Raw genomic sequence first — 23,015 nt, forward strand, 5'->3', positions numbered from 1 at the left:
GAACAGGCGTCTATGTATCACCTACGAGTACCCGTAACAGAGCAAGAACTGAAAGAGTATTACCAGTTTCGCTGGGAAATGCTGCGCAAGCCGCTGCACCAGCCGGTGGGTTCGGAAAAGGATGCCTATGACGCCATGGCCCATCACCAAATGGTGGTGGACGAGGCCGGTAAAATCGTCGCCATCGGGCGGCTGTACATCAATGCCGACAACGAGGCGGCGATCCGTTTTCTGGCGGTAGACCCGACGCTGCAGGATAAAGGGCTGGGGACGTTGGTGGCGATGACGCTGGAGTCCGTCGCGCGGCAGGAAGGCGTGAAGCGGGTGGTGTGCAGCGCCCGTGAAGATGCGGTGGATTTCTTTGCCAAGCTGGGGTTCGTCAATCAGGGCGAGATCACTGCGCCGCAGACCACCCCGATCCGCCACTTTTTGATGATCAAACCGGTAGCGACGCTGGACGATATCCTGCATCGCCCCGATTGGTGCGGCCAATTGCAGCAGGCCTGGTATGAACATATCCCCCTGAGCGAAAAGATGGGCGTGCGCATCAGCCAGTACACCGGCCAGCGCTTCGTCACCACCATGCCGGAGATCGGCAACCAGAACCCGCACCATACGCTGTTTGCCGGCAGCCTGTTCTCGCTGGCGACGCTGACCGCCTGGGGGCTGATTTGGCTGCTGCTGCGCGAGCGCCATCTCGGTGGCACCATCATTCTGGCGGACGCGCACATTCGCTACAGCAAACCGATCACCGGCAGGCCGCGGGCGGTGGCGGATCTCGGTTCGTTAAGCGGTGATTTGGCGCGTCTGGCGCGAGGCCGCCGCGCGCGCGTGCACGCCGAAGTGCATCTGTTCGGCGATGAGGATAAGGGCGCGGTGTTCGAAGGCACCTACATGGTGTTGCCGGCTGAGCCGGATGTGCCGCTGGATCAGGGCGGTTCCGAAGCGCTGGAAGAGTAAAACGGCGGCCCTGCCTGGCGGCGGGCCGCGCGATAGATTACGGCAGCTGTTGGTTCACCGTCTGGCCGTCGCCGGCGGTGGCTTGCAGAGTCCCCTTCAATGAAGCTTTGAACGGCCCGTCGCTGTTCAACAGCCCTTTCAACTGCAGCTCAAGGTTGCCGTCGCCCGTCAGCGGCACCGGCTGCCATCCCCATTGCTGCAAGGTATTGAGCGGTACCGAACGGCCGTGCAGCGTCAGCTGGAACGGCTTGCCCGGCAGCTGATCGACGGTCGCTTTGGCCTCAAGCAACCCATTGGGCATAAAGGCGCTGAGCTCGGTGACGGCGATCTGGTTGGCGTCGGCGTTCAGCGCCAGCGAAGGGCGCCGCACGTCGATTTTGTTGAAGGTGGCCTCGCTGCCGTTCAGGTTCAGCGAACCGGACCAAATGCCCCACTGGTGGTCGTGCGCCAGCAGCAGGTTGCTGCCGTAACCGTCCAGCGCGGTGATCTGGAACGGGAATGCCGGGTTGATGTCGATGATCAGATTGCGGTTGGTGGTCAGCTTGGTGACGTACACCTCCGCCAGCCAGTCCGGCAGCGGTTTCAGCCACAGCTCGCGCCAGTCGATAGGCAGGGTGTACTCCAGCGCCGCCATGGCCACTTCATCCAGCTGCAGGCGTTTGCCGGCGCGCAGCCAATTGCCGGAGGTGCGCAGCAGCCCGCCTTCCCAGCGGGTGGTGAACTGCTGAATGGCGATGCCGGCGGAGGAGAGGCGCAGGGTGGCGATCGGGTCGATCAGGTGGAAACCGCCGTTGATCACATCGCTGGCATTGACGTTGAGCGAGCCGTCTTCGCTGCGCCAGTCGCCTTTTTCGACGCTGACGTTTTGCAGCGACAGATCGAGATCGTTAAACGCCCACGCCTTGCCTTCCAGGCGCGCGTCGATCAGATCGAAACGCTTGAGGGTGACCGGCGGCAGGGTGGTAAAGCGCTGCATGAATTCAGCCAGCGTCAACGGGGTCTGCATGCGCACGCCGCTCAGCCGCAGGCGATCCACTTGCCAACTGCCGTCGGCGGCGCGGCTGGCCACGCCGGTCAGGTCGCCCTGCGCCAGATCGGCGCCGAAATTGTTCAATAGCAGCTGGCCCTGTTTTTGCTCCCCCTGCACCAACACCTTCGAAGCGGGGATGCCGTTCAGCGTCATCGAACCGGCGCTGAACTGGAACTGATTGTTGTCCCCCAGCAGATGGCCGGCCAGCGGGCGCCACGGCGTGATGCCGGCATTGACCCGCTGCGCGTTGAGCTGCCACTCGTTATCGTTGGATTGCAGCGCCATGTTGCTCAGCTGCAGCACGTCGGCCTGTACAGGCAGCGCAGCAGTCTGCGGCTGCACGTTCAGCGTGCCGTCACGCAGCGTGACGCTGTGGAAATAGCGCGGTTCGGTGATTTGGCGCAGGCTGAGGCCGAGATCGACGCGTTTGGCGGCCAGCGCCTGCGGCTGGCCATTGCGCGCCAGCTGCACCTCTTCCAGACCGATCTGGTCCGGCTGGCGCCATGAATGGATGATTTTTCCTATCGACAGGCGGTATTCGCTGTTGTCGCTGATCCAGGCGCTCAGGCGGCCTGCCGCCCAGCGGGTTTGCCCCACCAGATACAGCACCACCGCCGCCAGCACGGTCAGCAGCAGCAACGTCAGCAACAGCTTTCCGATAAATTTCATCGTCTACATCCGCATCGGTCAAAAAAGATACCCTGTTTATGCCGTAATTGGCCGGGCATCTCAAGGGCAATGGTCTGATAGACAATAAAAAACGGCCGCAAGCGGCCGTTTGAACGTCAATGGGCGGGTTACTTTTTCTCGTGTTCCTGCGGGAACACCAGGTTCAGCACGATGGCGGTAATGCCGCCTGCGGCGATGCCGGAAGAGAGCAGGGTTTTCAGCCAGTCCGGCGCGAACTGGAGGATCAGCGGCTGCTGGGAGACGCCCATGCCGACGGCCAGCGACAGCGCCATGATCATGATGGCGCGCCGGTTCAGGCGCTCGCGCGACACGATGCGCACGCCGGAGGCGGCGATGGTGCCGAACATCACGATGGTCGCGCCGCCCAGTACCGGCTCGGGAATGTGCTGCACGAAGCCGGCCACCGCCGGGAACAGCCCCAGCGCGATCAGCATCAGCGCCACCACGAAGCCGACGTAACGGCTGGCGACGCCGGTCAGCTGGATCACGCCGTTGTTCTGGCCGAAGCAGGAGTTGGGGAAGGTGTTGAACACCGCCGACAGCATCGAGTTCAGGCCGTTGGCCAGCACGCCGCCCTTCAGGCGCTTCATGTACAGCGGCCCGCTGACCGGCTGTTCGGAGACGTCAGAGGTGGCGGTGATGTCGCCGATGGTTTCCAGCGAGGTGACCATAAAGATCAGCATCAGCGGCAGCAGCAGGTTCCAGTCGAAGCCCAGGCCGTAATAGAGCGGCGTGGGAATGGTGATCGCCGCCGTTGTGGCTGCCGATGCGCCGGCGGGCAGCATGTCCATCGCCCAGGCCAACAGATAGCCGACCGCCATGGCGATCACCAGCGAAGCGACGCGCAGGTAAGGGTTGCGCTGGCGGTTCAGCAGGATGATGACTGCCAGCACCGCGCCGGCCAGCAGCAGGTTTTTCGGCGAGCCGAAGCTGTGATCGTTCATCGCGGCATAACCGCCGCCGATCGAGGTCAGACCGACCTGAATCAGCGACAGGCCAATGATCATCACCACGATGCCGGAAACCAGCGGGGTGATAATGCGGCGCGCCAGATGCAGCACGCGCGACAGTAAAATTTCGGTGCAGGAAGCGACCATCAGCGTGCCGAACAGCGCGGCCATCATGGTCGGCACGTCGGCGCCGCCGTTTTTCAGCGCCAGACCGCCCATGATCAGCGGCGAAACGAAATTGAAGCTGGTGCCCTGAATCGACAACAGCCCGGAACCCACCGGCCCCCAGGTTTTGATTTGCAGAATGGAAGCCAGACCGGAGGCGAACAGCGACATGCTGATGATGTGCTGGGTATCCTGTGCCGGCAGGCCCAGCGCCTGGCAGATCAGCAGCGCCGGTGTGATCACCGCGACGAACATCGCCAGCAGATGCTGGCCGGCGGCAAACAGCGTTTGCGGCAGCGGCGGGCGATCTTCCAGGCGATAAATCAGTTCACTGGCGCGGGGTTCTGAGGCGGCTTGGCGCGCGGCATCAAGCTCGGAGGATGACATGCTCATGGTGTGGCGTTTCCAGATACGGCAAAGCAGGCATTTTAATGCCCCGCCCCGCAAAAGCAAACGGTTGCGCGTAAATATTATGTTGCCGACTTTCCCGTTTATGTCGCATTTTCATTCATTTTTTCTTGTCATCTCAGCGTTTTTTACTTCTAATCCTGCACTCATCAAGTTTAAAAACTAAGTGGTTTTCTATAACTTATTATTTTTATTTGGATCTTTTCCCTTACATGGAGTACCTGGATGTTTCATCTTGATACTTATGGCACGTTAGTCGCGGCGACGCTGGTTTTGCTCCTCGGGGGCAAGTGCGTCAGAACCATTCCCCTGCTGCGAAAATATACCATTCCCGCTCCCGTCGCCGGTGGTTTGCTGGTGGCCCTCCTGCTGTTAGCCCTGAAAAAGCTCGTCAACTGGGAAGTCAGTTTTGACATGTCGCTGAAGGATCCGCTGATGCTGGCCTTCTTCGCCACCATCGGCCTGAACGCCAACCTGGCGCGTTTGCGCGCCGGCGGCAAGGTGCTGGTAGTGTTCCTGTTCGTGGTGCTGGGGCTGCTTATCGTGCAGAACGCCATCGGCATCGGCATGGCGAAAATGCTGGGGCTGGATCCGCTGATGGGCCTGATTGCCGGATCGATCACCCTGTCGGGTGGCCACGGCACCGGGGCGGCCTGGAGCAAGCTGTTCATCGAGCGCTACGGTTTTGAAAACGCGACGGAAGTCGCCATGGCCTGCGCCACCTTCGGCCTGGTGCTGGGCGGTCTGATCGGCGGCCCGGTGGCGCGCTATCTGGTCAAGCACTCCTCCACGCCGGAAGGCACCCCGGATGACAGCGTGCAGCCGAGCGGTTTTGAGAAGCCGGAAAGCGGCCGTCTCATCACCTCGCTGGTGATGATCGAAACCATCGCCATGATCGCCATCTGTCTGAGCCTGGGGCAATTGATTGCCGGCCTGCTGAGCGGCACGGTGTTTGAACTGCCGAACTTCGTTTGCGTGCTGTTCGTCGGGGTGATCCTCAGCAACACGCTGGCCTTCACCGGCTTCTATACCGTGTTTGAGCGGGCGGTGTCGGTGTTGGGTAACGTCAGCCTGTCGCTGTTCCTGGCGATGGCGTTGATGAGCCTGCGCCTGTGGGAGCTGGCCTCGCTGGCGCTGCCGATGCTGGCGATCCTGGCGGTGCAGACGCTGGTGATGGCGCTGTACGCGATATTCGTCACCTACCGGGTGATGGGCAAGAACTACGACGCGGCGGTGCTGGCCGCCGGCCACTGCGGCTTTGGCATGGGCGCCACGCCGACGGCGATCGCCAACATGCAGGCGATCACCGATCGTTTCGGCCCGTCGCACGTGGCGTTTTTGGTGGTGCCGATGGTGGGGGCGTTCTTTATCGATATCGCCAATGCCATCGTCATCAAGCTGTATCTGCTGCTGCCGGTGTTCCCGGCGGTGGGGTGATATCGCGAGCCAGAAAAAAAGAAGAGGGCGCCGTCGGCGCCCTTTTTTATGCGTTGGAGTAGCGTGCCTTCTCCGGCAGCCAGCGTTCAATCAGCGCCTGGGCGTGTTCCGGGTAGTGCTGGTGGAGGTGGCGAGCGACGCGCTGCACTTCGGGGATCATCGCCTGGTCGCGCAGCAGGTCCGCCACTTTGAATTCGGCGCTGCCGGTCTGGCGGGTGCCGAGCAGCTCGCCCGGGCCGCGGATCTCCAGATCGCGCTGGGCGATGACAAAGCCGTCGTTGCTGTCGCGCAGCACCTGCAGGCGCGTTTGCGCGGTTTTGCTCAGCGGCGTTTTGTACAGCAGCACACAGTGTGAGGCCACCGCGCCGCGCCCTACGCGGCCGCGCAGCTGGTGCAGCTGCGCCAGGCCCAGCCGCTCCGGGTTCTCGATGATCATCAGGCTGGCGTTCGGTACGTCGACGCCGACTTCGATCACCGTGGTGGCGACCAGCAGCTGCAGCTCGCCCTGTTTAAACGCCTGCATCACCGCCTGCTTCTCCTGCGCTTTCATGCGGCCGTGCACCAGCGCCACCTTCAGCTCCGGCAATGCGGCTTTCAATTCCTCCCAGGTGGCTTCCGCCGCCTGCGCTTCCAGCAGCTCAGATTCCTCGATCAGCGTACACACCCAGTAAGCCTGCCGCCCCTCTTCCAGGCAGGCGCTCTTCACCCGTTGAATGATGTCGGCGCGGCGGGTATCGGGAATGGCGACGGTGGTCACCGGCGTGCGGCCCGGCGGCAGCTCGTCGATGACCGAGGTGTCGAGATCGGCATAGGCGGTCATCGCCAGCGTGCGCGGGATCGGCGTGGCGGTCATGATCAGCTGATGGGCGTGGAAGCCTTGCTCTTCGCCTTTCTCCCACAGCGCCAGCCGCTGATGTACCCCGAAGCGGTGCTGCTCATCGATGATCACCAGCGCCAGGCCGTTGAACTGTACCTGCTCCTGGAAGATGGCGTGGGTGCCGACCACCATTGACACCTGGCCGCTGGCGATGGCTTCCTGCTGCGCGATGCGCGCCTTGCCTTTCTGTTTGCCGGCCAGCCAGCCGACCTCCAGCCCCAGCGGTTCAAACCACTGGCGGAAATTGTTGGCGTGCTGCTCGGCCAGCAGCTCGGTCGGCGCCATCAGCGCCACCTGTTTGCCGTGCGCGATGGCGCGCAGCGCCGCCAGCGCCGCCACCAGCGTTTTGCCGGAGCCGACGTCGCCCTGCACCAGCCGCATCATCGGGAAGTCTTTTTGCATATCGGCTTCGATGTCGGCCACCACGCGCGTTTGCGCGCCGGTCGGCGAGAACGGCAGCTGGGCGAGAAAACGTTTTTTCAGCCGATCGTCCGGCAGCAGCGGCTGCGCCTGATAACTCTGGGCGCCGGCGCGCACCGCCAGCATGCTGAGGTTATGCGCCAACAGCTCTTCGAGGATCAGCCGTTTTTGCGCCGGGTGTTTGCCCAGCTCCAGATCCGCCAGCTGGATGTCCGGCGGCGGGCGGTGCAGGGTGTGCAGCGCCTGCGGCAGGCTCATCAGGCCGCCGCTCAGCTCCGGCGGCAGCAGTTCGGCGATGGCGCAGGTATCCAGCAGCGCCAGCGCCTGATCGGTCAGCTTGCGCAGCGTGGCCTGCCGCACTCCCTCGGTGGTGGGGTAAACCGGCGTCAGCGACTCCTGCAGCTCGACTTCGCTGGCTTCGCCCTGAATGCGGTATTCCGGATGGATGATCTCCGCGCCGTGGTTGCCGCGTTTGATCTCGCCGTAGGCGGTCACGCGGCGGCCGGTGGCCAGGCTGTTTTTCATCGCGGCGTTGAAGTTGAAGAACCGCATGGTGAGAATGCCGGTGCCGTCGCTGATCTGGCAGGTCAGCATGCGGCGGCGGCCGAAACTGATGTCGCTGCGCAGCACTTCCCCCTCTACCGTGGCGTAGATGCCCGGCAGCAGATCGTTGATCGGGTAGAGGCGGGTGCGGTCTTCGTAGCGCAGCGGCAGGTGCAGCAGCAGATCCTGAATGGTGTCGAGGCCGAGTTTGGCCAATTTGCCCGCCTGGCTGGCGCCAACCCCGGAAAGCGTGGTGAGTGGGACAGCATCCAGCAGGCGGCCTTTCATTTGCGCACCGTCGCCTGCATGGCCGCCCACCATTCGGCGCTGGCGACCACCTGGCCCTGTTCATCGATCTGCGGGCGCGGCAGCCCTTTGCGCTTGGCCACGTTGGCCAGCACCGGGTAACCGCCTTCGAACAGCAGACGCTGCTGCTCTTCTTCATCCAGCATGCTGTTGTCGCGGCGATACAGGCCGGCGTTCTGCCGCTGGCGCTGCGCCTCATACAGGATCAGCGCGGAGGCTACGGAGACGTTGAGCGATTGCACCATGCCGATCATCGGAATGACGATGTCCTGATCGGCCAGCGCCAGCGCTTCTTCGGTGATGCCGGTTTTTTCCTGGCCGAGCAGCACGCAGGTGGGCCGGGTGTAGTCCACCTCGCGGAAATCGACTGCGCGCGCAGACAGGTTGGTAGCCAGAATTTGCATGCCCTGCGCTTTCAGGTGACCGACCGCGTCGCCGATGGTGCGATGGGTTTTAACGCTGACCCAACTGTTGCTGCCGGCGGCGGAGGAGACCAGGGTGCGCATGCGGGTGGTGGGCCACACGGCGTGGACCTGATGCACGCCGACGGCGTCGGCGGTGCGGATAATGGCGGAGACGTTATGCGGCTTGTGCACCTGCTCCAGGCAGACCGTCAAATCCGGCTGCCGGGTCGCGAGCATTTCACAAATCCGCGCATAGCGTTCAGGACTCATAAGCGCTAGTTTCGGTTGCGGTTAACTTTGATCACATCCGGCATGATACGGATTTTACGCATAATGTTTGCCAAATGGATGCGATCGCGGGTGGTCAAGCGGATAAAGGCGCTATAAACCCGACCGTCTTTCTCTTCGGTGTTCAGGCTCTGAATATTGGACTCGGCCGCGTTGATCGCCGCCGTCAGGTTGGCCAGCGCGCCCTGGTGGTTAAACATATCCACCTTGATCTCGGCGATGAACTCCTGCTCGGTCTCTTTATCCCACTCGACCGCCATGAACTTCTCAGGCTCTTTCTGATAGCCGCGAATATTGCGGCAGGATTCATGGTGGATCACCAGCCCTTTGCCCGGGCTGACGTGAGCGATAATCGGGTCGCCCGGAATCGGACGGCAGCACTTGGCGAAGGTGATCAACACGCCGTCGGCGCCCTTGATGGCCAGGTTGCGCACGCCGGAGGTGGTGCCCAGGCTGGACTGATCGCCCTGCAGGTTCTTCGCCACTACTACGCTCATGGCGTTGCCGAGGCCGATTTCCGCCAGCAGATCGTCCAGCGTCGCCAGCTTCATGCGGTCCAGCTCGTGCTGAATGTTTTCCTGCGGGATTTCGGCCAGCTTGCGGCTGCCGCCCAACGCATGGTTGAGCAGACGGCGGCCGAGGCCGACGGAGTCGTCGCGCTTGAGGTTCTTCAACATCTGGCGAATCTTGGCGCGCGCTTTCGAGCTGACCACGAAGTTCAGCCAGGCGGCGTTGGGCCGTGCGCCCGGCGCGGTGATGATCTCGACGGTCTGGCCGCTGGTCAGCGACTGCGACAGCGGGTACGGCTGACGATCGACGCGCGCGCCGACGCAGGCATGGCCGATATCGGTATGCACCGCATAGGCGAAGTCGACCGGCGTGGCGCCGGCGGGCAGCTCGACGATGCGGCCTTCCGGGGTGAAAACGTAAATCTCATCCGGGAATAGATCGGATTTGACGCTCTCGATAAATTCAAACGAACTGCCGGCGCTTTGCTGCAGCTCCAGCAGGCTTTGCATCCAGCGTTGGGCGCGGATCTGCGCCGTGGTGCCGGTTTCGCCCTGTTCTCTTTCCTTGTAAGCCCAGTGCGCGGCCACCCCCATCTCAGCCATTTGATCCATGTCTTCGGTGCGGATCTGCACTTCGACCGGCACGCCGTGCGGGCCGATCAGCGAGGTATGCAGCGATTGATAGCCGTTGGCCTTGGGAATGGCGATGTAATCTTTCACCCGCCCCGGACGCGGTTTATACAGGCTGTGCACCTGGCCGAGCACGCGGTAGCAGGTATCGACCTCTTTGACGATCACCCGGAACGCGTAGATATCCATGATGGAATGGAAACGCTGTTCTTTCAGGTGCATCTTGAGGTAGATGGAGTAAAGGTGTTTTTCCCGCCCGCTAACACGGCAGGCGATGCCGGCCTCGGTCAGCCGCCCTTCGATCTCGGAGAGGATTTTTTGAATCATCTCTTTGCGGTTGCCGCGCGCGGCTTTCACCACTTCCTTGATCACGCGATAACGGTTTGGGTACAGCGCCTCGAAGCCCAGCTCTTCCAGCTCGGTTTTCAGGTGATGAATACCCAGGCGGTGGGCGAGGGGGCTGTAGATTTCCAGGGTTTCACGCGCGATGCGCCGGCGTTTGTCGGGGCGCAGCGAACCAAGGGTGCGCATGTTGTGCGTACGGTCGGCCAGCTTGATCAGCACGACGCGGATATCCTGCACCATCGCCATGATCATCTTACGGAAGTTTTCCGCCTGCGCTTCTTTCTTGTCCTGGAACTTCAGCTTGTCGAGCTTGGAGACGCCCTCAACCAGTTCGGCGACGCTCTTGCCGAACAGCTGTTCCATATCTTGATAGGTGGCCGGGGTGTCTTCGATGACGTCGTGCAGCAACGCCGCCATCAGCGTCTCGTGGTCGAGACGCATTTCCGCCAGGATGCAGGCCACGGCGACCGGGTGAGTAATGTAGGGCTCACCGCTGGAGCGTGTCTGGCCCTCGTGCGCGTCGCGCGCGACGAGGTATGCCTGTTTGAGGCGCTTAATCTGCTCCTCGGGCAGGTAACGTTGAATCAGCAGATTCAGGCTTTCAAACAGGTACAAGGCGGACTCGCTGTCTAATTAACGACGACCTTCAGCAATCGCGGTAACCGCTTGAATCTCTGCGGCTTCCTGCTCTTGCTGTTCCTGGCGCTCACGCACGTCGAGGATCTGGCTGGTGATCAGGCCTTCTTCGATTTCGCGCAGGGCGATAACGGTGTACTTGTCGTTCTCTTCCGGAACCAGTGCATCTTTGCCGCCGGTCTGGATCTGACGCGCCCGACGAGCAGCGACCAACACCAGGTCAAAACGGTTACCAATTTTCTCTACAGCGTCTTGAACAGTTACGCGTGCCATATTTGTGCTACTCCACAGGTGACGAAAAGACTGGGCATGATACTGAAACTGCCTTCAGTCTGCCAATAGTTTGCTGATTAAAGCGTCATGCCGCAGCAACTGGCGGCCCAAACGCAGGCGTTCGGCGCGAATGATGGTCTTCAGATCGGACAGCGCCAGATCGAAATCATCGTTCACGATCAGGTAATCGTACTCCGCGTAATGCGTCATTTCCGCCACGGCCTGGGCCATGCGTTTGGCGATCACCTCTTCGGAATCCTGCCCGCGCCCGCGCAGGCGGCGGCCCAGTTCTTCCTTCGACGGCGGCAGAATGAAGATGCTGCGCGCCTGCGGCATTTTGGCGCGGATTTGCTGCGCGCCCTGCCAGTCGATATCCAGAAACACGTCTACGCCGGTCGCCAACACTTGTTCGATGGCGGCGCGTGAGGTGCCGTAATAGTTGCCGAACACTTCGGCGTGCTCAAGAAACGCATCCTGCTCGATCATCCGGCGGAATTCGTCTTTCGAGACGAAGAAATAGTGCTCGCCGTGATTTTCACCCGGGCGGCTGTCGCGCGTGGTGTGCGAAACCGAAACCTGCGTGTCGTACAGCGGTTGCGTCTTTAACAAAGCCTGAATCAGACTTGATTTACCTGCGCCACTGGGAGCAGAGACAATATAAAGCGTGCCTTGAGCCATGATGATGTTCGTTGATAACGGTTGATATGCCAAAAACAGCGGATGTGTATTTTCTCCGCACAGTATACACGGCTAACGCGCCAGGTGCAGCGTTAGCTCGCATTTTGCCCGCGGCTTTGCGTGGAAAAAGCGTCGAAAGGGCGAATATGCGCGCTGAAGAGCAATATTTTGGCAGTTTTGGCCCAGCGGCGGCGCGCTGCCGCTCCGGGATCAGTGATCCGGATGTTGGTAGTTGAACACCGGCAGACCGAGGCGGAAGCGTAGGGCGATAAGACGCGCGCTCAGGCCGGCGACCAGCGTGAGGATCACCACCAGATTGTGCGGCAGGCTGAGGTGCTGCAGGCCGATATACAGCCAGGCGGCGCTGAAGGAGATGCCGGCGTAGATCTCTTTCTGGAACACCAGCGGGATGCGGTTGCAGAACATGTCGCGCAGCACCCCGCCGAAGACGCCGGTGATCACCGCGGCGATGGCGGCGATAATCGCGCTGTGCCCCATATCCAGCGCCACCTGGGCGCCGATGATCGAGAAGACGATCAGGCCGACGGCGTCGAGCACCAGGAACAGGCGGCGCAGATGGCGCATCAGAGGAGCCACCCAGGTGGTGACGATCGCCGCTATTGCGACGATGACGATGTATTCCGGGTGTTTGACCCAGCCCAATGGAAAATGCCCGAGCAACATATCGCGCACCGACCCGCCGCCGATCGCGGTGACCGAGGCGATGATGATCACGCCGAACATGTCCATTTGGCGGCGGCCGGCCGCCAACGCGCCGGTCATGGCTTCGGCGGTGATGCCGATGATATAAAGGATGCTCAGTAACATAAGGGATTCACAGCGTACTTGCGTCAGAATGATGGCCGGCAGGGTAATCGCCGCCGAGGACGCGCGCCACTGAGTTTTTTTCACCGATGGCATTTCGGATTAATATAGCTAATCCAAACTCCGTTTTTATTGCCGATAACCAGCCTTTTTTAACATCTGGCTGTTAATGAAAGCATTAGAAATTTCGCGCTAATTTCCATCGCTGACTATGATTTTTGCAGCGAATCCTTCAACCGAGAAACCGAGACTGCAGATGAAAAACTCCCCGAGACTGGCTGCTGGCGCCATGATGGCAGCCCTGCTGCTGAGCGGCTGCGTGGCGCCAGGCCACCAGGCTGTTTCCCCCACCCCGGCTTGCCGCACCGGCGATCCGCTAGTGCAGACAACGCTCTACTTCGGCCTGAACCGGCCGGCGGGGCCGGCGATCACCGCCGCCGAGTGGCAAACCTTCGTCGATAGCCAGGTGACACCACGTTTTAAAGACGGGCTGACGGTGTTTGATGCCAAAGGGCAGTGGCTGGGCCACGACGGCAAACTGGCGCGCGAGAACAGCAAGGCGCTGCTGCTGATCCATGCGCCGGGCAAAGAGAGCGAGGCGAATATCGAGGCGCTGCGCAGCGGCTATAAGCAGCAGTTTGCGCAGGATTCGGTGATGCGGGTGGATGCGCCGGTGTGCGTGGCGTTTTAAAACGCACTCCCGGCCGCCTGGCCGGGAGTGAGGATTACAGCACCAGGCCGGCGATGGCTGCCGACAACAGGCTCACCAGCGTCGAGCCGTAAACCAGCTTCAGGCCAAAACGGGAAACCACGTTGCCTTGCTGCTCGTTCAGTCCTTTGATGGCGCCGGCGACGATGCCGATGGAGGCGAAGTTGGCGAACGACACCAGGAACACCGACAAAATGCCCAGCCCGCGCGGCGACAGCTCCGCCGCGATCTTCTTCAGTTCAATCATTGCCACGAATTCGTTGGCCACCAGTTTGGTCGCCATGATGCTGCCCGCCTTCAGGGCCTCCTCCGCCGGGATGCCGATCAGCCAGGCCAGCGGATAGAACACGTAGCCGAGGATCTGCTGGAAGCTGATGCCGAGCACCGCCGAGAACAGCGCGTTGACGGCGGAGATCAGCGCGATAAAGCCGATCAGCATCGCCGCGATGATCATCGCAATCTTGAAGCCGGCCAGAATGTACTCGCCCAACATTTCGAAGAAGCTCTGATCTTCGTGCAGCTTGTTCAGCTTCAGCTCCGGCTCGTCTTCAACCTGATACGGGTTGATGATCGACAGGATGATGAAGGTGCTGAACATATTAAGGATCAAGGCCGCCACCACGTACTGCGCGTCGATCATCGACATGTAGGCGCCGACGATGGAGAGCGATACCGTCGACATGGCGGTCGCGGCCATGGTGTACATGCGGCGCGGCGAGATGTCGCCGATGATGCCCTTGTAGGCGATGAAGTTCTCTGACTGCCCCAGCACCAGCGTGCTGACGGCGTTGAACGATTCCAGTTTGCCCATGCCGTTGACCTTGGACAGCAGGGTGCCCACCAGGCGGATGATCAGCGGCAGGATGCGGAAATGCTGCAAAATGCCGATCAGGGCGGAAATAAAGATGATAGGGCACAAAACGCCGAGGAAGATAAACGCCAGGCCATCCTTACTCATGCCGCCGAATACGAACTCCGATCCTTGGGCGGCGTAGGCGAGCAGGGTGTCGAAGAAGCCGGCGACGTGTTTGATCACGCTGAGCCCGCTGGCGGAGTGCAGGAAGAAGTAGGCCAGCGCGCCTTCGATCACCAACAGCTGGATGATATAGCGCAGGCGGATTTTCTTGCGATTATTGCTGACCAGCAGCGCCAGGGCGATGATCACCACCAAGGCCATAATAAATTGCAGAATTTGTGGCATAAACGGTCCGTACGGTTCACGGGCAGGAAAAAAACACATTTAGCCACAGCATCGCCGTCCTTTCATTACCTTGCGTGATAATTAGAACAAAATACTTATGGCGTGCGGGATATCTTGCCAAATGTCATCCACACGCGCTGCTCGGCAGTTTTTCATAAGCCCCCGAAGTGCCTTAGTGAGCCGTCTTCCATGATGCCTGCCGGCTCGCAGCCTGATGCAACCACCGTCCCGCACGTTCAGGCGCCTGGAATCTGGCTCGCAATGGGCGATTTTTCATGGCGCAAAGCGTGGCTTTCTTGGCTGAGGAAGAGAAACATGTTTGGACAAGGCGCCGGTCGCGATCGGCACGCATTTTATCGAACAAGGAGGCGAACGATGAATACCGGCACGTTGCTCAGGGCGCTGGCCAACGGCGTTAATCCCGACACCGGCGAGCTGTTGAGACCGGCTTCAGCGGCCTGCGCGCCGGAGGCTATCCGCCTGCTGTTTGCATTGGCCAACGAGTTCGACGGTGAATCCGAACTGCAGAAAAAAGCCAGGCTGACGCCGGAAGAAAAGCAGCAGAAGAATCTGGCCGAGGGCCGGCCGGCCAATGCTTACTTCCCCTGGCCGGAAGAAGAAAAACTGCGGCTGCGCGAGAGCCATGCGGCCGGGGCGACGCTGGAGGCGCTGAGCGATGAGTTCGAGCGCTCAACCTGGAGCATTGCGGTGCAGCTGCAGAAAATGGGGTTGATCGGTGAGGAGCAGGCGGCCGCCTATCGCTGATCTGCAACCATAAAAAAGCCCGCGTGGCGCGGGCTTGATGGCGTGCGGAGCGGGATCACTCAATGTTCTGGATCTGCTCGCGCATCTGTTCGATCAACACCTTCAGCTCGATGGCGGAGGCGGTGACGTCGGCATTGATCGACTTGGAGGCCAGGGTGTTCGATTCGCGGTTGAACTCCTGCATCATAAAGTCGAGGCGGCGGCCGACGGCTTCTTTCTTCTTCAGGATGTTGTGCGTCTCTTTCACGTGCGCTTCCAGGCGGTCCAGCTCTTCGGCGACGTCGATGCGCTGCGCCATCAGCACCAGCTCCTGCTCCAGGCGGGTGTTTTCCAGCTGCACCTGCGCCTCTTCCAGCTTGCTGACCAGGCGCTCGCGCTGCCATTGCAGGATGTTCGGCATCTGGGCGCGCACTTTGACCACTTCGGCGCTGACGCCGTCGAGGCGCTGTTCGATCAGCGTTTTCAGCGCGGCGCCTTCGCTTTCGCGTGCGACGATAAAGTCATCCAGCGCGCCGTCCAGCGCCTGCATCAGCTCGGCGCTGATGGCGTCCAGATCCTGCTCCTGCGCGGACATTACGCCCGGCCAGCGCAGCACGTCGATCGGGTTGATTTCCCCTTCGTCGCTCTGCATTTTCACCCAGTTGGCGGCTTCGACCAGCTGTTTGGCCAGTTTTTCGTTCAGGATCAGCGAGCTTTGCGCGCTTGGATCCAGTTCGAAACGCAGGTTGCATTCGACTTTGCCGCGGGTCAGGCGGCCACGGATACGTTCACGGATCACCGGCTCCAGGCTGCGGAATTGTTCCGGCAGGCGGATGTAGGTTTCTAAGTAGCGCTGGTTAACGGAACGCAGCTCCCAGGCTGCGCTGCCCCATTCACCCTTGATTTCACGCCGGGCGTAGGCGGTCATGCTGCGGATCATTGATGCGTACCCGTAATAGGAAAAGATGGGGCGATTATAGCGTCGCGGCTGCGGGCAGGATAGGCATTACGTCACGAAGCCCGTATAATGCGCAGCCAATAGTTGATTTGAAGCCGGAGAGAGCCCATGCGTCCTGCAGGCAGAGCACCACAGCAAGTTCGCCCCCTGACACTGACTCGTCACTATACCAAACACGCTGAAGGTTCAGTGCTGGTTGAGTTTGGCGATACCAAAGTCTTGTGCACCGCCACGGTAGAAGAGGGCGTTCCGCGCTTCCTGAAAGGCCAGGGGCAAGGTTGGATCACCGCCGAGTACGGTATGCTGCCGCGCTCCACCCACAGCCGCAACGCCCGTGAAGCCGCCAAAGGCAAGCAGGGCGGCCGCACGCTGGAGATCCAGCGTCTGATCGCCCGCTCGCTGCGTGCCGCGGTGGATCTGAAAAAGCTCGGTGAATTCACCATCACCCTCGACTGCGACGTACTGCAGGCCGACGGCGGTACCCGCACTGCCTCCATCTCCGGCGCCTGCGTGGCGCTGGCCGATGCGCTGAACACCCTGGTGGCTAACGGCAAGCTGAAAGCCAACCCGATGAAGGGGATGGTGGCGGCGGTTTCCGTCGGCATCGTCAATGGCGAAGCGCTGTGCGATCTGGAGTATGTGGAAGATTCCGCGGCGGAAACCGACATGAACGTGGTGATGATGGAAGACGGCCGCATGATTGAAGTGCAGGGCACCGCCGAAGGCGAGCCGTTCAGCCACGATGAGCTGTTGGCGCTATTGGCGCTGGCCCGAGGGGGCATCGAAACCATCTTCCAGGCGCAGAAAGCGGCGCTGGTGGACTGATTTTTCAAGGCGACTGAGAAGTCGCCTTTTTTATGCCCGGCGATCGGGCGGTAGTAATGACAAGACCCAAGCAGATTCAGACGAGGAGAAGCAGTAATGAAAGCCTATCAGCGCCAGTTTATCGAGTTCGCGCTTAACAAGCAGGTATTGAAGTTCGGCGAGTTCACCCTGAAATCCGGCCGCACCAGCCCGTATTTCTTCAACGCCGGCCTGTTTAATACCGGGCACGATCTTGCGCTGTTGGGGCGCTTCTACGCCGAAGCCCTGATGGATTCCGGCATCGATTTCGACCTGCTGTTTGGCCCGGCCTATAAAGGCATTCCTATCGCCACCACCACGGCGGTGGCGCTGGCGGAACACCATGAGCGCGACGTGCCTTACTGCTTTAACCGCAAGGAAGCCAAAACCCATGGCGAAGGCGGTTCGCTGGTGGGCAGCCCGCTGCAGGGGCGCGTGATGCTGGTGGACGATGTGATCACCGCCGGCACCGCGATCCGCGAGTCGATGGAAATCATCGGCGCCAGCGGCGCTTCGCTGGCGGGTGTGCTGATCTCCCTCGACCGTCAGGAACGCGGCCGCGCGGATATCTCCGCCATTCAGGAAGTGGAACGCGACTATCACTGCAAGGTGATTTCGATCGTGACGCTGAAAGACCTGATTGCCTACCTGGAAGAGAAACCGGAGATGGCGGACCACCTGGCGGCGGTGCGCGCTTACCGCGAGCAGTATGGAGTGTAAATAACAACGCCGGGCATGCCCGGCGTTTTCGTTATTGCAGCTGTGCCGCTAATAGCGGCCAGCGGGCGTCGAATTCCTGCGTGGGGCGATAGCGGAATTCCGAACGCACATAGCGCGACAACATGCCTTCGCAGAAGGCCAGCAGTTGGCTGGCCAGCAGCGTTTCATCGACGATAAAGCCTTTGCCTTCGCGCAATTTGCGCTCTTTCAGCACCTGACGCAGCTGCGCCTCGATGCGCTCGAACAGCTGGTTGATGCGGCCCTGCAGGCGATCCTGTTCAAACATCAGCGCGTGGCCGGTCATGATGCGCGTCAGCCCTGGGTTGCGCTCCGCAAAGCCCAGAATCAGCAGCAAAATCAGGCGCAGACGATTAAACGTCTCTTTCTCGTCCTGCAAGATCAGGTTGATGCGGGTGATCAGGCTGTCTTCGATAAACTCGATCAGACTGTCGAACATCCGTGTCTTGCTGGGGAAATGCCGGTACAGCGCAGCTTCAGAAACACCCACGTTCGCGGCGAGCTTGGCGGTGGTGATGCGTTGGCTGCCGTCGCTGGATTCCAGCATCTGGGCTAACGCCTGCAATATTTCCTCGCGCCGATTCCTTTTCGTCTTTTCTTTTTCTGCCATGTCTGATTAGACCCTTGCTAAAACTTAACTGACGGAAACCCGCGCACCGGCCGCTGCAGAGCAGGCTCTGTGCGGCTTATGTGATAGCTTTTTTACGATGCTGGGGTCAGCGGCCTTAACGGCCTTTTTCCGCGCTGCCTGGTGTGCGCTGCAATTGTCGCGGTAAAACCTTGCCGCAGAGACATCCTTCTCCCCGGAAAGGCAAGGTTCAGGCGACGTTTCCCTGCCGGCCATCGTGCATTGGGTGGCGCTTAGTGGCGCCCCGAGTGGCCGAAGCCGCCTTCGCCGCGTTCGCTGCTGTCGAACTCTTCCACCAGGTTGAATTCGGCCTGCACCACCGGCACGAAGACCATCTGCGCGATACGTTCGCCCGGCTCGATGGTGAAGTGCTTCTGGCCGCGGTTCCACACGGACACCATCAGCTGGCCCTGGTAATCGGAGTCGATCAGGCCGACTAGATTGCCCAGCACGACGCCGTGCTTATGGCCCAGGCCTGAGCGCGGCAGGATCACCGCCGCCAGGCTGGCGTCGGCGATGTGGATCGCGAGGCCGGTAGGCAGCAGCGTGGTTTCACCCGGCGCCAGCTCTACCGCGCTATCCAGACAGGCGCGCAGGTCGAGACCGGCAGAGCCCGGCGTAGCGTAGGTCGGTAGCGGGAAATCCTGACCGATGCGTGGGTCGAGGATCTTAACGTCGATTTTTTTCATCATAACGGCTGACTATCTCGTCTATTAAACGTTGGCCAAGGAGTGCCTTGTCGCTCAGCGCCAGGCGCTTTTCTCCATCCTGCCAAAAAAGGTGCAGGGCATTGGTGTCGCTGTTGAACCCGTGCTCTGCAAGCGAAACATCGTTAGCGCAAATTAAATCCAGTTTCTTACGCGCCAGTTTTTGCCGCGCGTATTCTTCCACATTCTGGGTTTCGGCGGCAAACCCCACGACAAAGGGTCGATTTTTGGTCATCGCCGCCACGCCGGCGACGATATCGGGGTTTTTTACCATCTTGAGGACGATTTCATCACCCTGTTTTTTTATTTTTTCATCGGCGATCCGCTCGGGGCGATAGTCGGCCACGGCGGCGCAGGAGATGAAAATCTGCTGCTGCGCGGCGCGTTGCTGCACCGCCTGCTCCATCTCCAGTGCGCTGGTAACGTCGACTCGGGTGACTGATGGCGGCGTCGGCAAATTGACCGGCCCGGCGATCAGCGTCACCTGCGCGCCGCGAGCGGCGGCGGCGCGGGCAATGGCGAAGCCCATTTTGCCGGAGCTGTGATTGCTGATGAAACGTACCGGATCCAGCGCTTCACGCGTCGGGCCGGCGGTGATCATAACCTGTAAATGTTGCAGATCCTGCGTGACAGAGAAATGGCCGTTCGCCAGCTCGACGATGTCCAGCGGATCCAGCATGCGGCCCGGGCCGACGTCGCCGCAGGCCTGGCTGCCGCTGTCCGGCCCCCAGAGCAGCATGCCGCGCGCCTGCAGCGTTTGCAGGTTGGCCTGCGTGGCGGCGGCGCGATACATCTGCTGGTTCATGGCGGGCGCGGCGGCGATAGGGGCGTCGGTCGCCAGGCAGACGGTGGTCAGCAGATCGTTGGCCATGCCGGCGGCGACGCGCGCCAGCAGATCGGCGGTCGCCGGCGCCAGAATCACCAGATCCGCCCATTTGCCGAGCTCGATGTGGCCCATGGCGGCTTCGGCGGCGGGATCCAACAGATCGTCGGACACCGGATGGCCGGAAACGGCCTGCAGCGTCAGCGGCGTAATGAATGCCTTGGCGGCGTGGGTCATCACCACGCGCACTTCTGCGCCTCTGTCGCGCAGGCGGCGCACCAGCTCTGGGCATTTGTAGGCGGCGATGCCGCCGCTGATGCCAAGCACAATATGTTTGCCGGAAAGTCCCGTCATCATCATTGTCCGATTGAAAGCCGAAAGATGCGCCATTTTAGCATATCCGCCGTTCAGGTGAGCGATTCCGCAATGGCTGCAGGGCGTTACATTGTGCTTTGCGAAACACTTCGCAATGTTATCAAACACCTGTCGAACGCGTCGGGTGGCGCATGGCATGCTGTAGCCCTTTCAGGGAGGAACACGATGAGCAACCCGATTGTGGCGTGCTGGCCGGGCGCGTTGGCGCCGCGTGAAAAGCTGTTGATGCAAGGGGCGGCGTCGTTGTCCGACGCAGAGCTGTTGGCCATTTTCTTGCGCACCGGATTGCCCGGCGTGCACGTGATGCAGCTGGCGGAGCAACTGCTGCGCCGATTCGGCTCGCTTTATCACCTGATGTCGGCCGATCATCAGGCTTTTTGCAGCCAAAAAGGCCTGGGCGACGCCAGCTATACCCAACTGCAGGCGATTGCCGAGCTGGCGCTGCGCTTCTTTTCCAGCCACTTGTCGCAGGAAAATGCCATGCTCAACCCGCGCGTTACCCAGCATTATCTGCAAAGCCTGCTGGCGCATCGCGAGCGAGAGGTCTTTTTGGTATTGTTTTTAGACAATCAGCATCGGGTTATTCGCCATCAGGAGATGTTTGCTGGTACCATCAGCAGCGTCGTCGTCTACCCGAGAGAAATTGTGCGCGAAGCGTTGAAGGCTAATGCCGCCGCGCTGATTCTCGCGCATAATCACCCTTCGGGTAAGGCTGAACCCAGTCATGCCGACCGTTTAATAACGGAACAGGTGGTGAAAGCCTGTCAGTTATTGGAGATCCGAGTGCTTGATCATTTGGTGATCGGTCGGGGTGAATGCGTCTCTTTTGCCGAGCGCGGATGGCTTTAAGCGATTTTTTCGCGATCCTTGTGGGATCTTTAGCTGTTCGGGACTTGAGCACTTACGCTTCAGAGCGTATACTACGCCACCTTTGAGAATCTTGGGTTTGGCGCAAGAGCCTATCTCAGCAGGTTTCTGACCTGATGTGTGGTTTCTACCTGATGACGAGAGTCTCCTCAGTATGAAGTTTGCTGAGATGGGCTCTAAAAGCCTGACGAGGCGGCCATACCCTATACGAAGCTCGAGCTGATTTGATTTTTGGAGAATAGACATGTCCCGAGTCTGCCAAGTTACTGGCAAGCGCCCGGTGAGCGGTAACAACCGTTCCCACGCAATGAACGCGACCAAACGCCGTTTTCTGCCTAACCTGCACTCACACCGTTTTTGGGTTGAGGCTGAGAAGCGCTTTGTAACTCTGCGTGTATCTGCTAAAGGTATGCGTGTTATCGATAAGAAGGGTATTGAGACGGTTCTGGCCGATCTGCGTGCCCGTGGTGAGAAGTATTAAGGAACTGAATCATGGCTAAAGGTGTTCGCGAGAAGATCAAGCTGGTTTCTTCTGCTGGTACTGGTCACTTCTATACCACCACGAAGAACAAGCGTACTAAGCCGGAAAAATTGGAACTGAAGAAATTCGATCCAGTTGTCCGTCAGCACGTAGTATACAAAGAAGCTAAAATTAAATAATTTTAGTGGATTAATGAAAAACCCGGCCTTGGCCGGGTTTTTTGTTTTATAAAGGGTAGAAAACGTCGGAGGGGAAGCCAGATGCCTGAATTACCGGAAGTTGAGACGAGCAGACGCGGTATAGAGCCTTATCTTGTCGGCCACAGCATTCAGTATGCGGTGGTGCGCAATGCGCGCCTGCGCTGGCCGGTTTCCGAGCAGATCCTGACGCTGAGCGATCGGCCGGTGCTCAGCGTGCAGCGCCGGGCCAAATACCTGCTGATCGAGCTGGAGAACGGTTGGATTATCGTGCACCTGGGCATGTCGGGCAGCCTGCGCATGCTGTGCGAGGAAAACGAAGACGAAGCCGGCAAACACGACCACGTCGATCTGGTGATCAGCAACGGCATGATCCTGCGCTATACCGATCCGCGCCGTTTCGGCGCCTGGCTGTGGTGCGAAGACCTGGCGACCAGCAGCGTGTTGGCGCATCTGGGGCCGGAACCGCTGAGCGAAGCGTTCAACGGCGACTACCTGTATGAAAAATCACGCAATAAGCGCACGCTGATCAAACCGTGGCTGATGGATAACAAGTTGGTGGTCGGCGTTGGTAACATTTACGCCAGCGAATCGCTGTTCAGCGCCGGGATCCTGCCCGATCGTCCGGCGGGATCGTTGAGCAAAGCCGAAGCGGAACTGCTGACGAAGACCATCAAGGCGGTGTTGCAGCGCTCTATCGAGCAGGGCGGCACGACATTGCGCGACTTTTTGCAGTCGGACGGCAAACCGGGGTATTTCGCGCAGGAGCTGCAGGTTTACGGGCGGGCGGGAGAACCGTGCCGCGCATGCGGCACGCCGATTGAATCCGCCAAGCACGGGCAGCGCAGCACCTTCTTTTGCCGCCGCTGCCAGCGCTGAGCATCACTCGGCGGCGAGCTTCGCCATCAGCGCCTGGGTGACCACATCGGGCAGGAAAGGCGCGATATCGCCGCCGTGGCGGGCGACCTCCTTCACCAGTGAGGAGGAGATGAACGACCACTCTTCGGAAGGCATCAGAAATACGCTTTCCAGCGTTGGCATCAAGTGACGGTTCATGTTCGCCAGCTGCAGTTCGTATTCAAAGTCAGACACCGCACGCAGCCCGCGCACCAGGATATTGGCGTTCTGGTGGGCGGCGAAGTGCGCCATCAGCTCACTGAAGCCCAGCACTTCCACATTGTCCAGATGCGAGGTGACCTGCGTCGCCAACGCCACGCGCTCATCCAGGCTGAACAGCGGTTTTTTGCTCGGGCTGGCGGCGATGGCCAGAATGACGTGATCGAACATCAGTGATGCGCGCGTCACTAAATCCAGGTGGCCGTTGGTCATGGGATCGAACGTCCCGGGATAGATGGCTTTGCTGGTCATGA

The 23,015-nt window shown here is 60.4% G+C and carries 24 protein-coding genes; 10 read left to right on the forward strand and 14 right to left on the reverse strand.

Features of this window, described 5'->3' with window-relative positions:
• Window positions 1-12: 12 nt before the first annotated feature.
• Complete coding sequence (gene fabY / locus ACMGF9_RS23890) at window positions 13-960, forward strand: fatty acid biosynthesis protein FabY (RefSeq protein ID WP_004931235.1); 948 nt, start codon at window positions 13-15, stop codon at window positions 958-960.
• A 37-nt stretch (window positions 961-997) separates the two neighbouring features.
• Here the strand turns inward: fabY and ACMGF9_RS23895 are convergent, their stop codons facing one another.
• Both ACMGF9_RS23895 and ACMGF9_RS23900 read right to left on the reverse strand, forming a co-directional pair.
• On the reverse strand, window positions 998-2,659 hold the full coding sequence (locus ACMGF9_RS23895) for an AsmA family protein (RefSeq protein ID WP_118911627.1): 1,662 nt from the start codon (window positions 2,657-2,659) through the stop codon (window positions 998-1,000).
• A 128-nt stretch (window positions 2,660-2,787) separates the two neighbouring features.
• Window positions 2,788-4,188: a nucleobase:cation symporter-2 family protein gene (locus tag ACMGF9_RS23900; RefSeq protein WP_075684478.1), complete on the reverse strand. Its 1,401-nt coding sequence runs from the start codon at window positions 4,186-4,188 to the stop codon at window positions 2,788-2,790.
• Between the two features lie 240 nt (window positions 4,189-4,428).
• Between ACMGF9_RS23900 and gltS the strand changes: the two genes are divergently transcribed.
• Window positions 4,429-5,640: a sodium/glutamate symporter gene (gltS, locus tag ACMGF9_RS23905; protein WP_004931230.1), complete on the forward strand. Its 1,212-nt coding sequence runs from the start codon at window positions 4,429-4,431 to the stop codon at window positions 5,638-5,640.
• Between the two features lie 46 nt (window positions 5,641-5,686).
• Here the strand turns inward: gltS and recG are convergent, their stop codons facing one another.
• The 6 genes from recG to ACMGF9_RS23935 form a co-directional block, all read right to left on the reverse strand.
• A complete protein-coding gene (gene recG, locus ACMGF9_RS23910; RefSeq protein WP_021504482.1) occupies window positions 5,687-7,768 on the reverse strand; it encodes an ATP-dependent DNA helicase RecG in 2,082 nt (693 codons plus the stop codon).
• Window positions 7,765-8,460: a tRNA (guanosine(18)-2'-O)-methyltransferase TrmH gene (trmH, locus tag ACMGF9_RS23915; protein ID WP_004931227.1), complete on the reverse strand. Its 696-nt coding sequence runs from the start codon at window positions 8,458-8,460 to the stop codon at window positions 7,765-7,767. The genes recG and trmH overlap by 4 nt, the downstream gene beginning before the upstream one ends.
• A gap of 5 nt (window positions 8,461-8,465) precedes the next feature.
• Window positions 8,466-10,577, reverse strand: a complete 2,112-nt coding sequence (spoT, locus tag ACMGF9_RS23920; protein WP_015379445.1) for a bifunctional GTP diphosphokinase/guanosine-3',5'-bis pyrophosphate 3'-pyrophosphohydrolase — start codon at window positions 10,575-10,577, stop codon at window positions 8,466-8,468.
• Window positions 10,578-10,595: 18 nt separating this feature from the next.
• Window positions 10,596-10,871 carry a DNA-directed RNA polymerase subunit omega gene (rpoZ, locus tag ACMGF9_RS23925; RefSeq protein WP_004931221.1) on the reverse strand — a complete coding sequence of 92 codons (276 nt, stop codon included), beginning with the start codon at window positions 10,869-10,871 and terminating at the stop codon, window positions 10,596-10,598.
• A 54-nt stretch (window positions 10,872-10,925) separates the two neighbouring features.
• Complete coding sequence (gmk, locus tag ACMGF9_RS23930) at window positions 10,926-11,549, reverse strand: guanylate kinase (protein WP_004931218.1); 624 nt, start codon at window positions 11,547-11,549, stop codon at window positions 10,926-10,928.
• Between the two features lie 210 nt (window positions 11,550-11,759).
• Window positions 11,760-12,377, reverse strand: coding sequence for a trimeric intracellular cation channel family protein (locus ACMGF9_RS23935; protein WP_025304704.1), 618 nt, complete (start codon window positions 12,375-12,377; stop codon window positions 11,760-11,762).
• A gap of 253 nt (window positions 12,378-12,630) precedes the next feature.
• On the opposite strand from ACMGF9_RS23935, the gene ACMGF9_RS23940 reads away from it, so the two are divergent.
• On the forward strand, window positions 12,631-13,065 hold the full coding sequence (locus ACMGF9_RS23940; RefSeq protein WP_015379443.1) for a DUF3574 domain-containing protein: 435 nt from the start codon (window positions 12,631-12,633) through the stop codon (window positions 13,063-13,065).
• 34 nt (window positions 13,066-13,099) lie between these two features.
• Here ACMGF9_RS23940 and ACMGF9_RS23945 read toward each other — a convergent pair whose 3' ends face one another.
• On the reverse strand, window positions 13,100-14,284 hold the full coding sequence (locus ACMGF9_RS23945) for a NupC/NupG family nucleoside CNT transporter (protein WP_004931212.1): 1,185 nt from the start codon (window positions 14,282-14,284) through the stop codon (window positions 13,100-13,102).
• Window positions 14,285-14,659: 375 nt separating this feature from the next.
• Between ACMGF9_RS23945 and ACMGF9_RS23950 the strand changes: the two genes are divergently transcribed.
• Complete coding sequence (locus ACMGF9_RS23950; protein ID WP_015379442.1) at window positions 14,660-15,049, forward strand: hypothetical protein; 390 nt, start codon at window positions 14,660-14,662, stop codon at window positions 15,047-15,049.
• Between the two features lie 55 nt (window positions 15,050-15,104).
• On the opposite strand, the gene ACMGF9_RS23955 is transcribed toward ACMGF9_RS23950, so the two are convergent.
• The gene (locus tag ACMGF9_RS23955) at window positions 15,105-15,968 is read right to left on the reverse strand and encodes a YicC/YloC family endoribonuclease (RefSeq protein WP_015379441.1); all 864 of its coding nucleotides are present in this window, start codon (window positions 15,966-15,968) and stop codon (window positions 15,105-15,107) included.
• A gap of 126 nt (window positions 15,969-16,094) precedes the next feature.
• On the opposite strand from ACMGF9_RS23955, the gene rph reads away from it, so the two are divergent.
• Together rph and pyrE are read left to right on the forward strand one after the other, a co-directional pair.
• Window positions 16,095-16,811, forward strand: coding sequence for a ribonuclease PH (gene rph, locus ACMGF9_RS23960; protein WP_004931205.1), 717 nt, complete (start codon window positions 16,095-16,097; stop codon window positions 16,809-16,811).
• 96 nt (window positions 16,812-16,907) lie between these two features.
• Window positions 16,908-17,549: an orotate phosphoribosyltransferase gene (gene pyrE / locus ACMGF9_RS23965; protein ID WP_118892625.1), complete on the forward strand. Its 642-nt coding sequence runs from the start codon at window positions 16,908-16,910 to the stop codon at window positions 17,547-17,549.
• A gap of 31 nt (window positions 17,550-17,580) precedes the next feature.
• Here the strand turns inward: pyrE and slmA are convergent, their stop codons facing one another.
• From slmA to coaBC, 3 genes are all read right to left on the reverse strand, one after another.
• Window positions 17,581-18,177 (reverse strand): nucleoid occlusion factor SlmA, encoded by a 597-nt coding sequence (gene slmA, locus ACMGF9_RS23970; protein ID WP_004931203.1) that lies wholly within the window; start codon window positions 18,175-18,177, stop codon window positions 17,581-17,583.
• Between the two features lie 251 nt (window positions 18,178-18,428).
• Window positions 18,429-18,887, reverse strand: a complete 459-nt coding sequence (dut, locus tag ACMGF9_RS23975) for a dUTP diphosphatase (RefSeq protein ID WP_015379440.1) — start codon at window positions 18,885-18,887, stop codon at window positions 18,429-18,431.
• The gene (coaBC, locus tag ACMGF9_RS23980) at window positions 18,865-20,082 is read right to left on the reverse strand and encodes a bifunctional phosphopantothenoylcysteine decarboxylase/phosphopantothenate--cysteine ligase CoaBC (RefSeq protein ID WP_049187763.1); all 1,218 of its coding nucleotides are present in this window, start codon (window positions 20,080-20,082) and stop codon (window positions 18,865-18,867) included. The genes dut and coaBC overlap by 23 nt, the downstream gene beginning before the upstream one ends.
• A 183-nt stretch (window positions 20,083-20,265) precedes the next feature.
• Between coaBC and radC the strand changes: the two genes are divergently transcribed.
• The 4 genes from radC to mutM all read left to right on the forward strand — a co-directional run bounded on the left by radC (window position 20,266) and on the right by mutM (window position 22,524).
• The gene (gene radC / locus ACMGF9_RS23985) at window positions 20,266-20,949 is read left to right on the forward strand and encodes a RadC family protein (protein ID WP_004931197.1); all 684 of its coding nucleotides are present in this window, start codon (window positions 20,266-20,268) and stop codon (window positions 20,947-20,949) included.
• A 262-nt stretch (window positions 20,950-21,211) separates the two neighbouring features.
• Window positions 21,212-21,448, forward strand: coding sequence for a 50S ribosomal protein L28 (gene rpmB / locus ACMGF9_RS23990; protein ID WP_004931195.1), 237 nt, complete (start codon window positions 21,212-21,214; stop codon window positions 21,446-21,448).
• A gap of 11 nt (window positions 21,449-21,459) precedes the next feature.
• Window positions 21,460-21,627: a 50S ribosomal protein L33 gene (gene rpmG / locus ACMGF9_RS23995; protein WP_002442576.1), complete on the forward strand. Its 168-nt coding sequence runs from the start codon at window positions 21,460-21,462 to the stop codon at window positions 21,625-21,627.
• A gap of 81 nt (window positions 21,628-21,708) precedes the next feature.
• On the forward strand, window positions 21,709-22,524 hold the full coding sequence (gene mutM, locus ACMGF9_RS24000; RefSeq protein WP_118892626.1) for a bifunctional DNA-formamidopyrimidine glycosylase/DNA-(apurinic or apyrimidinic site) lyase: 816 nt from the start codon (window positions 21,709-21,711) through the stop codon (window positions 22,522-22,524).
• A gap of 3 nt (window positions 22,525-22,527) precedes the next feature.
• On the opposite strand, the gene coaD is transcribed toward mutM, so the two are convergent.
• Window positions 22,528-23,013: a pantetheine-phosphate adenylyltransferase gene (gene coaD, locus ACMGF9_RS24005; protein ID WP_004931181.1), complete on the reverse strand. Its 486-nt coding sequence runs from the start codon at window positions 23,011-23,013 to the stop codon at window positions 22,528-22,530.
• Window positions 23,014-23,015: the final 2 nt, after the last annotated feature.

Source organism: Serratia sp. BNK-23, assembly GCF_047456145.1.
In the GTDB taxonomy this organism is placed as follows: domain Bacteria; phylum Pseudomonadota; class Gammaproteobacteria; order Enterobacterales; family Enterobacteriaceae; genus Serratia; species Serratia nematodiphila.

Excerpts from the sequence above, each read along its gene's own strand:
- fabY (WP_004931235.1), top strand. The coding sequence starts at position 13 with ATGTATCACCTACGAGTACCCGTAACAGAGCAAGAACTGAAAGAGTAT.
- ACMGF9_RS23895 (WP_118911627.1), bottom strand. The coding sequence starts at position 2,659 with ATGAAATTTATCGGAAAGCTGTTGCTGACGTTGCTGCTGCTGACCGTG.
- ACMGF9_RS23900 (WP_075684478.1), bottom strand. The coding sequence starts at position 4,188 with ATGAGCATGTCATCCTCCGAGCTTGATGCCGCGCGCCAAGCCGCCTCA.
- gltS (WP_004931230.1), top strand. The coding sequence starts at position 4,429 with ATGTTTCATCTTGATACTTATGGCACGTTAGTCGCGGCGACGCTGGTT.
- recG (WP_021504482.1), bottom strand. The coding sequence starts at position 7,768 with ATGAAAGGCCGCCTGCTGGATGCTGTCCCACTCACCACGCTTTCCGGG.
- trmH (WP_004931227.1), bottom strand. The coding sequence starts at position 8,460 with ATGAGTCCTGAACGCTATGCGCGGATTTGTGAAATGCTCGCGACCCGG.
- rpoZ (WP_004931221.1), bottom strand. The coding sequence starts at position 10,871 with ATGGCACGCGTAACTGTTCAAGACGCTGTAGAGAAAATTGGTAACCGT.
- gmk (WP_004931218.1), bottom strand. The coding sequence starts at position 11,549 with ATGGCTCAAGGCACGCTTTATATTGTCTCTGCTCCCAGTGGCGCAGGT.
- ACMGF9_RS23935 (WP_025304704.1), bottom strand. The coding sequence starts at position 12,377 with ATGTTACTGAGCATCCTTTATATCATCGGCATCACCGCCGAAGCCATG.
- ACMGF9_RS23940 (WP_015379443.1), top strand. The coding sequence starts at position 12,631 with ATGAAAAACTCCCCGAGACTGGCTGCTGGCGCCATGATGGCAGCCCTG.
- ACMGF9_RS23945 (WP_004931212.1), bottom strand. The coding sequence starts at position 14,284 with ATGCCACAAATTCTGCAATTTATTATGGCCTTGGTGGTGATCATCGCC.
- ACMGF9_RS23950 (WP_015379442.1), top strand. The coding sequence starts at position 14,660 with ATGAATACCGGCACGTTGCTCAGGGCGCTGGCCAACGGCGTTAATCCC.
- ACMGF9_RS23955 (WP_015379441.1), bottom strand. The coding sequence starts at position 15,968 with ATGATCCGCAGCATGACCGCCTACGCCCGGCGTGAAATCAAGGGTGAA.
- rph (WP_004931205.1), top strand. The coding sequence starts at position 16,095 with ATGCGTCCTGCAGGCAGAGCACCACAGCAAGTTCGCCCCCTGACACTG.
- pyrE (WP_118892625.1), top strand. The coding sequence starts at position 16,908 with ATGAAAGCCTATCAGCGCCAGTTTATCGAGTTCGCGCTTAACAAGCAG.
- slmA (WP_004931203.1), bottom strand. The coding sequence starts at position 18,177 with ATGGCAGAAAAAGAAAAGACGAAAAGGAATCGGCGCGAGGAAATATTG.
- dut (WP_015379440.1), bottom strand. The coding sequence starts at position 18,887 with ATGATGAAAAAAATCGACGTTAAGATCCTCGACCCACGCATCGGTCAG.
- coaBC (WP_049187763.1), bottom strand. The coding sequence starts at position 20,082 with ATGATGACGGGACTTTCCGGCAAACATATTGTGCTTGGCATCAGCGGC.
- radC (WP_004931197.1), top strand. The coding sequence starts at position 20,266 with ATGAGCAACCCGATTGTGGCGTGCTGGCCGGGCGCGTTGGCGCCGCGT.
- rpmB (WP_004931195.1), top strand. The coding sequence starts at position 21,212 with ATGTCCCGAGTCTGCCAAGTTACTGGCAAGCGCCCGGTGAGCGGTAAC.
- rpmG (WP_002442576.1), top strand. The coding sequence starts at position 21,460 with ATGGCTAAAGGTGTTCGCGAGAAGATCAAGCTGGTTTCTTCTGCTGGT.
- mutM (WP_118892626.1), top strand. The coding sequence starts at position 21,709 with ATGCCTGAATTACCGGAAGTTGAGACGAGCAGACGCGGTATAGAGCCT.
- coaD (WP_004931181.1), bottom strand. The coding sequence starts at position 23,013 with ATGACCAGCAAAGCCATCTATCCCGGGACGTTCGATCCCATGACCAAC.